The organism is Thalassospira alkalitolerans (assembly GCF_002115745.1).
GTDB classification, from domain to species: domain Bacteria; phylum Pseudomonadota; class Alphaproteobacteria; order Rhodospirillales; family Thalassospiraceae; genus Thalassospira; species Thalassospira alkalitolerans.
In genome coordinates this window covers 31,384-45,234 of record NZ_JFKB01000009.1, presented here as the reverse complement: position 1 = coordinate 45,234, position 13,851 = coordinate 31,384, and the positions used below count along the sequence as shown (strand labels likewise).

14 protein-coding genes are annotated in these 13,851 nt (G+C 52.5%); 9 read left to right on the top strand and 5 right to left on the bottom strand.

Features of this window, described 5'->3' with window-relative positions; genetic code table 11:
• The first annotated feature begins 12 nt into the window (after positions 1 to 12).
• From TALK_RS13695 to TALK_RS13675, 5 genes are read left to right on the top strand one after another with little or no spacing between them, the layout of a single operon-like run.
• Complete coding sequence (locus TALK_RS13695; protein WP_085619703.1) at positions 13 to 594, top strand: DUF1285 domain-containing protein; 582 nt, start codon at positions 13 to 15, stop codon at positions 592 to 594.
• A complete protein-coding gene (locus TALK_RS13690) occupies positions 591 to 1,229 on the top strand; it encodes a CoA pyrophosphatase (RefSeq protein WP_085619702.1) in 639 nt (212 codons plus the stop codon). Before TALK_RS13695 ends, TALK_RS13690 begins: the two co-directional genes overlap by 4 nt.
• A 16-nt stretch (positions 1,230 to 1,245) precedes the next feature.
• Entirely contained in the window at positions 1,246 to 1,533 is a 288-nt protein-coding gene (locus TALK_RS13685; RefSeq protein WP_085619701.1) for a hypothetical protein, read from the top strand.
• 51 nt (positions 1,534 to 1,584) lie between these two features.
• Positions 1,585 to 2,895, top strand: a complete 1,311-nt coding sequence (locus tag TALK_RS13680; RefSeq protein WP_085619700.1) for a CCA tRNA nucleotidyltransferase — start codon at positions 1,585 to 1,587, stop codon at positions 2,893 to 2,895.
• 2 nt (positions 2,896 to 2,897) lie between these two features.
• Complete coding sequence (locus tag TALK_RS13675) at positions 2,898 to 3,545, top strand: DUF459 domain-containing protein (RefSeq protein WP_085619699.1); 648 nt, start codon at positions 2,898 to 2,900, stop codon at positions 3,543 to 3,545.
• Positions 3,546 to 3,555: 10 nt separating this feature from the next.
• On the opposite strand, the gene TALK_RS13670 is transcribed toward TALK_RS13675, so the two are convergent.
• From TALK_RS13670 to TALK_RS22130, 5 genes are all read right to left on the bottom strand, one after another.
• Positions 3,556 to 3,897, bottom strand: coding sequence for a hypothetical protein (locus TALK_RS13670; protein ID WP_085619698.1), 342 nt, complete (start codon positions 3,895 to 3,897; stop codon positions 3,556 to 3,558).
• 187 nt (positions 3,898 to 4,084) lie between these two features.
• A complete protein-coding gene (locus tag TALK_RS13665; protein ID WP_085619870.1) occupies positions 4,085 to 5,902 on the bottom strand; it encodes a GGDEF domain-containing protein in 1,818 nt (605 codons plus the stop codon).
• Positions 5,903 to 6,127: 225 nt separating this feature from the next.
• Positions 6,128 to 7,057 carry a site-specific tyrosine recombinase XerD gene (xerD, locus tag TALK_RS13660; protein WP_085619697.1) on the bottom strand — a complete coding sequence of 310 codons (930 nt, stop codon included), beginning with the start codon at positions 7,055 to 7,057 and terminating at the stop codon, positions 6,128 to 6,130.
• 28 nt (positions 7,058 to 7,085) lie between these two features.
• Positions 7,086 to 9,077 (bottom strand): antifreeze glycopeptide, encoded by a 1,992-nt coding sequence (locus tag TALK_RS13655; RefSeq protein WP_245829903.1) that lies wholly within the window; start codon positions 9,075 to 9,077, stop codon positions 7,086 to 7,088.
• Position 9,078: 1 nt separating this feature from the next.
• Entirely contained in the window at positions 9,079 to 9,216 is a 138-nt protein-coding gene (locus tag TALK_RS22130; RefSeq protein WP_169715039.1) for a hypothetical protein, read from the bottom strand.
• A 663-nt stretch (positions 9,217 to 9,879) separates the two neighbouring features.
• Between TALK_RS22130 and TALK_RS13645 the strand changes: the two genes are divergently transcribed.
• The 4 genes from TALK_RS13645 to TALK_RS13630 all read left to right on the top strand — a co-directional run bounded on the left by TALK_RS13645 (position 9,880) and on the right by TALK_RS13630 (position 13,738).
• Positions 9,880 to 10,482 (top strand): shikimate kinase, encoded by a 603-nt coding sequence (locus tag TALK_RS13645; protein WP_085619695.1) that lies wholly within the window; start codon positions 9,880 to 9,882, stop codon positions 10,480 to 10,482.
• Complete coding sequence (gene aroB / locus TALK_RS13640) at positions 10,479 to 11,618, top strand: 3-dehydroquinate synthase (protein ID WP_085619694.1); 1,140 nt, start codon at positions 10,479 to 10,481, stop codon at positions 11,616 to 11,618. The genes TALK_RS13645 and aroB overlap by 4 nt, the downstream gene beginning before the upstream one ends.
• Positions 11,619 to 11,757: 139 nt before the next feature.
• Entirely contained in the window at positions 11,758 to 13,035 is a 1,278-nt protein-coding gene (locus TALK_RS13635) for an HlyC/CorC family transporter (RefSeq protein WP_085619693.1), read from the top strand.
• Positions 13,036 to 13,288: 253 nt separating this feature from the next.
• A complete protein-coding gene (locus TALK_RS13630) occupies positions 13,289 to 13,738 on the top strand; it encodes a CBS domain-containing protein (RefSeq protein ID WP_085619692.1) in 450 nt (149 codons plus the stop codon).
• The last annotated feature ends 113 nt before the right edge of the window (positions 13,739 to 13,851 follow it).

Here is a 13,851-nt window from a genome sequence, read left to right as displayed (position 1 = left end):
CAAGTGTATATCATGAGTAAAAACGAAAAAACCGTCGATCTTGCCGAGAAGCTTTGGAGCCGACTGCGTACCGGTAAAACGACCGCAGGCCGTCATCCGCAGATTTGTGGCGACATACCTATGTCTATAGGTCGGGATGGAACCTGGTTCTATCAAGGTGGCCCAATCGGAAGAGTTGAATTAGTTAAGCTTTTTGCATCTGTCTTGCAGCGTGACGAGGAAGGCGGGCATTGGCTTGTAACCCCGGCTGAAATGGCGCGTATTGAGGTCGAAGATGTTGCTTTTATCGCGGTTGAACTTGAAAAAACCGGCGAGGGTGATGAGGCCATCATCCGTTTTCGAACCAACATCGATCAATGGGTTGAACTTGATAAAGAACACGGTTTGCGTGTGGAGCATGACCCGCAGACCGATGAGCCGTCACCTTATGTGCAGCTTGACCGGGGATTGGAAGCGCGCCTGAACCGGGCGGTGTTTTATCAATTGGTCGATATGGCGACCGAAATTGCCGAACCGGAAAGCGACAAGGTCCGGATAGGCGTTTATAGTCACAATGAATTCTTCGAGATCGGAACGCTGGAGGCCGACCAATGACACCGGCCCAAATTATTGCGGCACTGAATGCGCCGCGCGGCGATATCGTGCAGCGGCGGGGCGATCATGCGGTAGATTATCCGGGATCAAAGTCACGTGCGCGCGCCTTTGCCGAAGGCGAACTTATTGCCCGCCCGGCGGCAGTTTTGGTGCCATTGGTCCGGCGCGAGGAAGGTTTGCACGTTATTTTCACGCGTCGCACCGACCATCTGAGTGATCATGCAGGGCAAATCAGTTTTCCCGGCGGCCGTCAGGAAGACTATGATCTTACACTCGAAGAAACCGCCCTTCGCGAGACCGAGGAAGAAATTGGTCTGGTGCGCCGCCATGTCGAGTTGGTCGGCCGTCTGGATGATTATTATACGGTAACCGGCTATCAGGTAACGCCGGTCGTCGGGTTTGTGACCCCGCCATTCGATATTGTGCCGGATGCGCAGGAGGTAGCAGAAGTATTTGAAGTGCCCTTGCAATTCATCCTTGAACCACGAAACCAGAAACTGCAGACCGTCACCTTTGACGGTGCCAGACGTCGCTATTTTGCCATTCCTTACCGCGAATATTACATTTGGGGGGCTACCGCCGGGATGCTGGTAAATTTCAGTGAAGTTCTTAAGGCTGGTGTAAATCAGTCATGATCGGAGACCATCGGTAATGCTGCGACAGATTATCCAAATCGCCCTTCCCGTCATTTTGCCGTTTATTGTTTATGGGCTTTGGCTGAAATGGGCACGGGCCAAGGCAATCCGCGAAGGTCATGACGTGATCCCGCCGTGGGACAAGGGGCCGTGGCTTTTGCTGTTGGGGATTGGGGTTGCCTTTGCCGGTGCGATCTTGATCGCAACCGCACTTGGTACTGGCGCATCGCCTGATACCATCTATCATGCCCCCGCATTGAAGGACGGTGTTGTTCAACCCGGATATTTTGAACCAAAGAAATAACCCGATACGCCATCAACCGATATCAAGATTAAAAGCCGACAAAGATTCTGCATGACAGCACTGATAGCAACCGGCCATTTGCAGCCACATGGGGTGATGACCCATCCCGATACGGTACGTGTGTTTGACGCGATTGCCGCCCATGGTGGTACCGCACGGTTTGTTGGCGGTATTGTGCGTGATGCTTTGTTAAAGCGCGAGCTGTCCGATATTGATATTGCCTGTGACCTGAAACCGGAAGAAACGGTTGCTGCACTTGAAAAAGTGGGGCTGAAAGTCATCCCAACCGGGATCAAGCATGGAACGGTAACCGCAATTACCCAAGCGCATGCTTATGAAATTACCACGCTTCGGGTTGATGTGGTTACCGATGGCCGCCATGCTGAGGTTGCCTTTACCGATAGTTGGTTGGGGGATGCCAAGCGGCGCGATTTTACCTTTAATGCGCTGTATTGCGATCTCGACGGTACGATTTACGATCCGTTCGATGGCGAAATCGACTTGCGGGAAGGCCGGGTGCGCTTTATCGGTGTCGCCGAAGATCGGATTGCCGAGGATTACCTTCGCATTTTGCGATTTTTCAGGTTTCACGCATGGTTTGGGCGACCACCGCTTGACCCGGTCGGGGCAGAGGCCTGTCGCAAGGCGGCGTCCGGGCTTCGTGATATTTCACCCGAACGTATTCGTGATGAACTTTTAAAATTGTTGCGATCACGCAGTCCGGCGGCAACCATGACGGATATGATTGGCTTTAATGTATTGCCTGTCATTCTGCCTGACATTGTCGATACCGCCCGCTTGCGGATTATGGAATGGCTCGATAGCACTGCCCTTGCCGATCCGGCAATCAAGCCTGATCCATTGCGCCGGTTGGCGGCTCTTTATCGGCCTTCGGATAATTTCGAAGATGAAATGCTTGCCGCCACCGAATTTGGCCGGTCATTGCGACTGTCGGGCGATGAAACGGACCGGTTTGCGGCAATGATCGCCAATGCCCATTTGATCAGTCCGGATATATCCGATGATATGATCCGGCGTGATTTGTATCGTATGGGGGCGGATGCGTTTCGGGATGCAGTTCTGTTGGCGTGGGCAGCGCGTGCCGCTATTCCACCGCGCCTCAGTAGTTCGGAAAACAGCCGTTGGCAAAATTTGTTGCAGGCTGCAACCGATTGGGTGCCAGTGACATTGCCAATCCAGGGGCGCGATCTTTTATCAGCCGGTTTGGCTCCCGCCGGACCGCAAATGGGACAAATGTTAAAGCAGGCCGAGGAATACTGGCTTGCCAATGCCTTTACCCCCGGGCGCGAAGATCTGATGACCTATCTGGCGGCTGAGAATGCCGTAAAATTGCAGGAGTAATTATGACCGAAGGCGTTACAGGTCACCGTATTTGTTGTTTTGGTGACAGTCTGGTCAATGGCGTGCGTGATGCGGAAAAGGGCGGTTGGCCAATGCGTCTGGGCCGTCGGTTGATCAATGAGGCCAAGCGTGAAGCCACGATCTATAATCTTGGCATTCGTGCCGAAACCAGCGAGGGCTTAAAGGCCCGTTGGAAATTCGAAGCAGAACTTCGCATGGTGCCGGAATTTCCAACGATCCTGATGTTTAGCTTTGGGGTGAATGACGCCAATCACGCCGAAGACCGCGGCGAGGAAACGACGATGCGTGTATCGCCGGGAAAATCAGCCACCAATGCCGCCGAAATTATTGGCGAGGCCTCAAAACTGGCACCAACATTGTGGATCGGACCGCAAGCGGTGATTGATGGCGGAAAATCCAGTAAGGACATCAATGAACGTCTTGAAGGATTGAACCAGATTTATGGGGAAACAGCCCGTGGATTTGGCGTGCCCTATCTTGATGTGCATGCAACGACACTTACCGATCAGGACTGGCAACGTGCGCTTCGCCGTGGCGACGGATATCATCCGGATAGGGCCGGATATGACCGACTGGCAGAATTGATTTGGGATTGGGACGGCTGGCGAAATGCCGTGGGGTTTGGTTAATACCAAGCGTCTAAATATAGAAATCCACAAGACTGCCACGGCCATTTGCAGAATTGGCGATCGTACCGGTTGATTGACCGTTGGCACCATAGCTGTTGGCGGCATCATCGGCGTGACTGTTTTCAAGAGTCAATGAACTCTGACGATTTTCGAGCTGGCGTTCATTGCGCCCGGTTTCGGCCACCTGTTGAACACGCGCAACTTCTTCGTCGGAAATCCGGGTCGAATTGGCGACCTGTTCAACCGATTGTTTTTGTTCCTGCGCGGCCTGATTGGCGCGCGATGATACCGGGCTCGCAGGGCGAACCGGAATCGGCGGTAGAAGTTCCGAAGTACTGGTAACACTGACCATGGCGGCAGGGCGGCTCGATACTGTTGATGTTTTGGGTGCAGAAATTCATTCTGCAATTGTGCGATATTAGCGTCGGCGATCTTAAAGGAAAGTATTATTTGCATCCTGTCGGCAGGCCGATGCCGTCGATGTCCTTTTTCTGATGTCAAGATCAGCGGGGGGGGCATTGTGGGATATTATGATGGCATCAGATTTCCGGGGCGTCGTAATACCCGCTGGCAAAGCGTTCTGGATTATTTTTCGCAATGGTTTTGAGCTTTGCGGCTTCGATTGAAATGTGATCCAGCGTGATATCGGTCCGCGCGGGTGGAATGCGCACCAGTGCAGCACTGACCGTCATAAGCGGAAAATCGCAGCTGTCGCCATTCCGGGTTTTGCCGATCAGATAGCCACGGTCGCGCGTTTCCGCGTCATAGAAGCTTTTGATCTGTTCATCGAACATGGACTGGGCGCGTTGAACCGCACAGACCGCGTCCTCAAAGTCAACAGATTGGACGTATCCAAAGAAATCGTCGCCGCCAATATGACCGACAAACCAATCATTTTGGCTAAGCGCCTTGCCGAGAATATCCTTAAACAACAGGATCGCTCGGTCACCCTGACGAAATCCGTATAAATCATTGAATGGTTTAAAATTGTCGAAATCGAAATAGACAGCAAATCGGCGTTGCCGTGGACGCGCCAATGCATCCGCAGCGTAACGGTAAATCGCACTGTTCCCCGGAAGGCGGGTTAATGGATTTTCATCGCGTGCATTCAATGTGTTGCGTTCATTAACCGCCCGCAGAAGCGCACTTTGATCCAAAACGCCAAGATAAAGTCCGTTTTCGGTCAGGATGACACCATCAAGCGAGTCTGCTGCGACAAAGGTTTCAAGCAATTCTGACAGGCTGGTATTGATATCTGCAATCGGGCAACGGCGCAAAAACCGGCTGATATTTGTACGGTTGGCCGGGTTTTGCAAAAGTTCGCGCCCAAACGGCGTATAGATGAATGCCTTGAAATCTGAATCCCTGATCACGCCAAGTGGTTCGCCCTGCCGGTTGATGACCGGGGCAATGGCGATATCTGTATTTTTTTGAAAATAAGACAGGATTTCAACCGGATTGATGTTGTTTTCAATCGGTGGTGTATCGAGCAGATAGGATCGCAAAACATCGCCGTCACGCTCTATGCCGCGGCGATTTTCCAGTGATACCCCGGAAATGGCGGGCACAATATCGGTGCGTTCCGGCAAATCAACTGATGGACGGGCAATAAAGAACCCCTGCACCAGATCGCAACCAATCCGCCGACAGCATAGAAACTCTTCGCGTGTTTCGACCCCTTCGGCGACGACCTGTGCCGCGATCATATGGGCAAAAGCCGTGATTTGCGACACGAACAGTTCCTTGCGCCGGTCACGATCGACGCCATCGATAAAGAACCGGTCGATCTTGATGATGTCCGGTTCGCATTCATAAAGCGTGCGTAATTGGGCAAAGCCGCTGCCATAATCGTCAATCGCAACCTTGAAACCCTGACTGCGATATCGCAGCAGGATATCCTGAAGATATTGCGCATTGCTGATATCGTGGCGTTCGGAAATTTCAAGGAAGATTGTGTCGCGTTCAAGTCCGGCCTTGCGAAGAAGCTCGGCCGTGCGACCCGGCTGATAATCGCGGGTACGGACAACGCGGCTGTCGAAATTGTAAAACAGCTTCAGACGGCGGGCATCGGGCAGGCGTGAAAATTTGTTGATCGCCTTTTCGCGCAGCATCATGTCAACGCCGTGCAGATTGCCAGTTTCCCATGCCGTGTCAAAAAGCGACTGGATTGATTCAAATCCGCTGTCTTCCCAACGGCGCAGTAATGCTTCATAGCCGAAGACATGCCCGGTATGCGGGTTGACGATCGGTTGAAAGGCAAAGTCGACTTTCTCGACGATTTGCTTCCAGTTTCGAAGACGTATGGCAGGTCCGACGGATCTGTCCGCGGTCAGTTCGTCCTCCACATCAAATGCCAAGGCAGTTCCCCGATCATCAAAAATTTGCTGGGCCCTCCGGGCGGCAAAAGACATCAACAAGTGATGTATCGCTCCTACCGCAGGATAGGCAACATCTTGATGACAGTACGGTTACGAATATGTGACATCCGCAGAAAACCGACATTTTTTGCCGTAATAGGTCGAGTGATCCTATACAGGCAGCTAGACAAATTTCTGAAATGTAATGGCGGGTATTCAGCCCCGCTACAATTTTGCCAGAGGATGATGTTCTTGTACGAGGCCTCGTAATCGCGATTCGAGGACATGGGTATAAATCTGGGTTGTCGAAATATCCGAATGCCCCAGCATCTGTTGCAGACTGCGTAAATCCGCCCCATTGGCGAGTAAATGGCTGGCAAAGGAATGGCGCAGTACATGTGGGGACACCCGCGACGGGGCTATTCCGGCCTCGCTGGCAAGGTCCTTGACCATATTCAGAAACATCTGTCGGGTAAGGTGCCCTGACTTGCCGCGTGACGGGAATAGATAGGGCGACGTTCCGGGCTGTTTGGAACTTGTTATCGGGATAAAGGCATCACGTATTTCAAGATAATCGCGCAAGGCATCCCGCGCCGGGTCCGATAGCGGTACAAGCCGTTCCTTGCTGCCTTTGCCCCGAACAATCAGCATCTGTGGATCGCGTGCAGCGGCGCTAAAGGGCAATTCGACCAGTTCGGAAACGCGCATGCCGGTCGCATATATCAGTTCGACCATGGCCAACAGTCGCTTGCCTTTGATGCCGTCATGGCTGGCGGCAGTCGTAATCAGGTGATCGATTTCCGTGATTGTCAGGAATTTGGGCAATGTGCTGCCCTGACGCGGGCTATCGATATGGGCCGACGGATCATCATTGCGATAGCCATCAGCATAAAGGAATTTATGGAACTGCCGAACCGCGGAAAGGCGCCGTGCCTGAGTGCGCGGTGCCAGACTCGCATCCCCCAATGACGCCATGTATTTCCGAAGATGGCTATCCTGCGCGGCAATAAGATCGGATTTCTGCGAGGTCAGGCTGGCGACATAATCCTCAAGATCGCGGCGATAGGCATCGAGTGTATGGATGCTTGCCCCGCGTTCGGCCGCCATCATTTCCAGAAAGGCGGCGATCAGATTTTTGTTCAGCAGTTCGGCCACGTTATTTATCTATCACTGGATTGGTCCGTTACTGGCCACGCGTCATCAGGATTTCGACGGCCAGGCGACGTGCTTCACGCGTAAGTCCAATATGGTTTAGTGCGCCAATTGCATCCGAAAGATCTTTGGGATCACCGTTCGGTGCCCCGGCCACTTGCTGTGCCTGTAATGCAAGGGCGACGGCCTTTGCACGCTGCAAGTTCATGGCGGCGGTTTCAAGATGATGGCTGACTGCCGTGCTGACGGTTTGACGGTCATCAAGATAAGGTGCTGTTAAAAGCGCATCCCAAAGGGCAACCGGGACTTCGATCCCGAAACCATCAAACAGGCTGAAAATTAACTCGGCATCGCGTTTGGCCTGCAATTGGTCGCCGCGTGCGGCATCCATTTCCTGCCATTCGGTCATGCGGGCACGGTGCTTTGCCTGTGCTGCATTCATCGGTGCGCTGGTTGTTGATGGTGGTGTCAGGGTAATCGCACCGCCAAGGCCAAATCGCACTGGTGTTGTCTGTGCATCGGCGGGCAGATTTGTTGTGACATGATCGCCGGTTTCTTCGGTAATTGGTATGCCCGTGTCTTCCAGTCCGGCAAGGGCCAGAACCGGATAGAGCAGGATCAGACGCGATTCGATATCGTTACCGGGATTTGCACTGTTTTTTGCAATTTTCAGCCAGCCTGACGCACGCTCAAGATTATCTGCGGCGATGGCAGATTTCAGGGCATTAATTGCAAACCATGAAAAATCACCATTCACGGGAATATCAGCCAGAATGTCCGCCGTCAGGCGCGATGCCTGCGCAAAGTCGTTATTGATCGTTGCTGCTTCATATAGTGCGGCAAGAATTTCGGCGCGTGCGGCGGGAACGTCACTTTTGATGGCGGCCTGATAAAGCTTGGCATATTGGCGGGCCTGTACGCCTTCTGGCGCACCGTCAAGTGCATTGGTAAGTGCCGTGTCATCGAATGATACGGCGGCATAAATGGTGCTAAGTTGTGTGGCATCGATTAAGCCAAGTTTTTCGGCCTTGCGAGCGGCTTCAAGGCGCACATCAGTTGCGGTTGCCGATGCGTTTACCATGCCCAGTATCGCGGCGGCATTGCCCGTTTCAAGTTGGTTGGTCGGGATGCTTTGTTTGGCAATTTCAAGCAATGCGATGTCTTGCGGACGCAGATTGTTCAGGATATCTGGTGATGCGGCGGAGCCATTGCGAATGGCGGCAACCAAACCGAAGAATGTTTGGTCATTTTCACCTTCCATTTCACGGATCAAGTCGGTCGAAAAAGAGGCCGAGGGTCGATCATTGGCATGCAACGCACATATCACGGCGGCTTTTAACCAAAATAACTCATCAAAACTTGTGCTGTATCCGTTAATTGCAGCACAGGCCTCGTCAAGTTTCGCCGCAATCATTAATGCGCTGACTTCGACCTGCGCCAGCATGGATCCACGGGTGCTTTGTGGTGTGGCGCGAACCAGTTCAATGGCCGCGTCAAGTTCGCCCATGTTGATCAGTTTGGCAGCACGGGTTTCCAGCAGGCTGATATCTTTGTGATCACTAGGCACGGCCGCGATGCTTAGAAGCAGGCGGCGTGCAAGATCACGCGCGGTATGTGTTACGGGCGTCGCCGGAAGATCGGTGATCAGGCGTGTTGCGGTGATGCGGCTTGTACCGTTCCACATATCCACGCCAAGGCCACCGCGTTCACGGCCTAATGTTCCGACAGCTTCGGCATCAACGGCCTGAAGGGCGACGGCCTGTACCGCATTGGGATCGGCGGGAAATGCTTGGGGTTGGGGGCTACCAAATGTTCCACCTGAAAGGGGGCTTTGGCTGGTGCCGTTTTCAGGCAGGTTCCGCGATGCGTCTGGTTGCGAATTTGCGTCCTGTTCGGCTTCCTGTTTCAAAAACAGCGGTACAGGGGCCTGCGCATTGGCAAAAGCCATGGGCAGGGTAATACCGGCACCTGTCATCATCGTGACGAAACAGGATTGCATCAGCAGACGAGAACGCAAGCGCATGTTAGTTGAACCTCGAATTTGGAATGGTTTCTTCGATCTGGCTTGTCGGTGCCGGAATGTCCCAGGTGACAAGGAATGTGGCGCCACCGGCGATGACAGCAATGACAAGCAGTAAAATAAGACGTGATAGAATCTTCATGGTTATCCAGACTTCAGTGCGTTGATTCGTGATGCGCGTGGATCAGTATGCGGCGCCCGGTACGAGATGCAAGACAGAGCCGACATGCAATTGTGCAAAACCATGGATTAAGCCCCCGATTGTCAACTTGTCTCGTTCCCCGAACTATGTCCCTGACATCCCAATCCGGCGATATCAAGGCAGTTTAGGCGTCGGGTCCTCATAGAGGGTTAACAAAATTGCCAAAAGATCAATAACGTTACTAGGGGCAGGACCCCTTAATTTGTTTGAAATGGTCAATCAGATTTGTGCGGATACGCGAAGCAAAACCGCAGGAAGATATTTATCTTTCAAGGTATTGCGACAAAGTAGCCCGTGCAAATCCGATTGATCCACAGGACAGGTGTTATATTTGCGAACTCCGGCGTCAAATCCCTTGTTCGGGATGCCGACCCGATCAGCGGGCTTTTCCTTGGATTTCGCAAATATAACATCTGCCATTCCAATCAAATTAATGGGTCCTGACCCTAGGTGGAGTGCATACTTGATATTGCGTGGCAGGTCCTTCAAACGAAGGAAATTGACCTGACAGGGCGCGGTTTACTTGCGTTCAGCCCACAGCTGGCCTAAAGAAATGGATAAAATGTGTGATAATTGGATTTAAGACAGGACTGCAAACCGATCATGGAGAGCAACATTGCCGAGTCGGGTTTGCACGATGACGTGCTTGCAAGTATCCGGACGCGTTTGAAAGGCCGGCCACTGGTATTTATCGGACTGATGGGGGCTGGCAAAAGCTGCATCGGTCGTATGGTCGCCAAGGCGCTTAATCTGGATTTTGTTGATGCCGATCGTGAGATCGAAGAAGCCGCTGGATGTTCGGTCGCTGATATCTTCAAGCTGTATGGCGAAGAAGCATTCCGCGATGGTGAGGAACGTGTGATTGCACGTTTGCTGGATGGCGAGCCACTTGTGCTTGCGACCGGTGGTGGCGCGTTTATTCGTGAAAAGACCCGTGCCCTTATTCTGGAAAAGTCGATTTCGATCTGGCTGCGTGCCGATCTGGAATTGCTGCTGCAACGGACCAGCGGGCGGACACATCGCCCGTTGTTAAACAATGGTGATCCGCGTCAGATTCTTGGCGATCTGATCAAGGCGCGCTATCCGGTCTATACCGGGGCGGACATTATTTTTGATTGTGACGAATCCTCCAAGGAGGAAACGTGCGACGGGGTGCTGACCCTGTTGGCGCGTTCATTTGATGAAGACGGGAACATAATCGCGTGACCAATCAAGCCCTTTCAAGCCCGACCAATCACGACATCCTTCGTGTCGAACTTGGTCCACGCAGCTATGACATTCTGGTTGGAAGCAACCTGTTGGCGAATACTGCAAGCCATATCGCACCGTTTGTCAGAAAGGCCGGCGTCATTGTGATCAGTGATGCGACGGTCGCCGGCAAACATTTGCCGACGGTTCTGGCATCACTTGATAGTGCCGGGATTGCACATCGGCAGGTGATTGTTCCGGCGGGCGAGAAATCCAAAAGCTTTGCCGTATTCGAAGATGTCATCGAACAAATTCTGGCGATGGGTATCGAACGATCAACTCTGATCATCGCATTGGGCGGTGGCGTGGTGGGCGATTTGGCGGGATATGTGGCGGCATCGCTTTTGCGCGGGCTTGATTTCGTTCAGATACCAACGACACTTTTGTCGCAGGTCGACAGTTCGGTCGGGGGTAAAACCGGGATTAATTCCAAATCGGGCAAGAACCTTGTCGGCGCATTTCATCAGCCACGCCTTGTTTTGGCCGATACGGCGGTTCTTGATACCCTGCCGCGTCGTGAAATGCAGGCGGGTTATGCCGAAGTTGTTAAATATGGCCTGATTGATGATCCGGAATTCTTTGACTGGCTGGAAAAAAATGCCGAAGCCATTTTGAACAATGACGGCCCGGAACGCCGCGCGGCCGTGATGCGAAGCTGTGCCGCCAAAGCACGGATCGTGTCACAGGATGAGCGTGAATCGGGCAAGCGTGCGTTGCTTAATCTTGGCCATACGTTTGGTCACGCACTTGAAGCTGAAACCGGTTATGGTGCAAAGCTTTTGCATGGTGAAGCCGTTGCCATGGGCATGGTGATTGCCCATGACGTTTGTGGCGCGATGGGGATGGCCCCGGGTGGCGAGAAGGACCGGATCGTCAACCACCTTAAATCGGTTGGTTTGCCGGTGGTTGCATCCGAAGTTCCGGGAATGCATTGGGATATTGATCGGTTGATCGGGCATATGTCACGTGACAAAAAGGTTCGCGACGGCGAAATCACCTTTGTCATGACGCGCGGCATTGGCAAGGCCTTTACATCCAAGGCGATGGATGTTGATAAAATGCGCGCCGCCATTACCCGGTCATGCCGGGCGTAGTATGCTGTTGGTGGGTTTGATTTCACGATCAATGCGATGGTGAAACCGATGATATGCCCGATGGAAGATTGACCTGATACGCCGCAACAGGACAAAGTGACGTTCTGTTTGCGCAAACACCCTTTGGAGACGGACCTGAATGACAATCACGATTGTCGTGATTTTTATCCTGCTGATGTTGTCGGCTTTCTTTTCTGGCTCGGAGACCGCGTTGACCGCGGCATCAAAGCCGGTCATGCATCACAAGGAACAGGATGGAGATCAAAGAGCGGGGATCGTTAACCGACTTCGTCAGTATCAGGAACGCCTGCTTGGGGCCATTTTGCTTGGCAACAATATGGTCAATATTCTGGCATCTGCACTTGCGACATCGGTGATGATCGAATTGTTTGGCGAACGTGGTGTGGTTTATGCCACCGCCGGGATGACGGTTCTTGTCCTGGTGTTTTCCGAAATCCTTCCCAAGACTTATGCCCTGCAACATGCCGACAGTATGGCGCTTCGTGTTGCGCGCCCGATGAGCATTCTGGTCGTGGTGTTTGGCCCTGTTACCCAGACGATTCAGGTGGTTGTTCGCGCAACATTGCGTCTGTTTGGCAGTGGCGAGGGACCGGGAACCGACAGTGAACGGGAATTGCGTGGGGCAATTGAACTTCATGCCGATGATGTTGTGGTTGGTGATCATCATGCTGAACGCACCATGTTGCACGGGGTTCTCGACCTTGAAGATGTTGGTGTCTGGGAAATCATGGTGCACCGGCGCAAGGTGCAGATGATTGATATTACCCGCCCGATAGAAGAAATCCTTGATACCGTGCTGGCCAGTCCGCATACCCGCATCCCGATCTATGACAAGGATCCGGATAATATCGTTGGTGTGCTGCATGCCCGCGAGGCGCTGAAAGCTATTGTACGTGGATCAAAACCCGAAACAGCAGAAGACGTCCGCGCGCTGAGTGCCGTACCTTGGTTTATCCCCGACAGCACCACACTTGCCGATCAGTTAAAGGCATTCAAGGAACGACACGAACATTTTGCCATCGTGATTGATGAATATGGCGCGTTCGAAGGCGTTGTCTCGCTTGAAGACATCCTTGAAGAAATCGTTGGTGATATCGCCGATGAAACTGATGTTGAAGTTGTCGGCGTGCAGCCGCAAACGGACGGTTCGGTGATTGTGCGCGGGGATGTGACCATCCGCGATCTTAATCGTCGTTTTGGATGGCGCTTGCCAGATGAAGAAGCTGCCACCGTTGCCGGGCTTTTGCTTTATGAAACCCGCCGTATTCCCGATGTTGGGCAACAGTTCCGTTTCCATGGACTGGAATTTGAAGTTCTGCGGCGTATTCGTAATCAGGTCACCCGTATCAAGTTACGTGAAGTCAGCGAAGTCGCGACCGATGAATTGAACCGATGAAATGAATTAATGAATTAACGATTGCGGGACAAAAACCGGCGGGCAGTGTGGGAAACCATGCTGCCCGTTTTGCGTTTGTGGCGTAAAGTTATTCTATTAAATCTACTTATCGGTTAAAATGATCAATCAAGGTCTTGATCCATATGATTGCAGGGCCACTTGCAAATAAGGGCCCCAAGCGTATTTGATGCGCATTGTCAGGCAATCTGATCGGGGCAGGGCACGTGGCAACAGCAACCCGCAGAGAGAAAATATGGATACGAAAATCGTACCTGGGGTGGTCAAAGAGCAATTGATCGCAACCCTAAATCCCGCAGACTCGGTTATGGACGCCGTCAATATGATGACGGAACGCAGGATCGGTGCCGTTATCATTGCAGATGATGATGCCAGTCTGGCAGGCATTTTTACGGAACGGGACCTTGTGAACCGTGTTGTCGCAATGGGCCTGAATGCTAGGGAAACATCCTTAAAGCAGGTCATGACGTCAAATCCCGATACACTTGGTCCAAACGATACGGCAATGTATGCGCTTGAGCTGATGAGTGAGCGTCGCTATCGGCATCTTCCGGTGGTCGATGGGGACAAGGTTGTTGGCATGGTGTCGATCCGCGATCTGTTCAATGTCGTTAAGGCGCAGCTTGAAGAAGACTTGCGTGAACGCGAAAAGTTTATTTTCGGGTCTGATTACGGCGTTGCTTAAATCGTATTTTATTGAAATGCCTTGGTTCTGGCGGCAGGCGCAGGATTTTTGCGCTTGCCGTTTCGTATTTTAGACAGTTGACAACGTAGCGGTGAATGTCTTTACGTTTACGT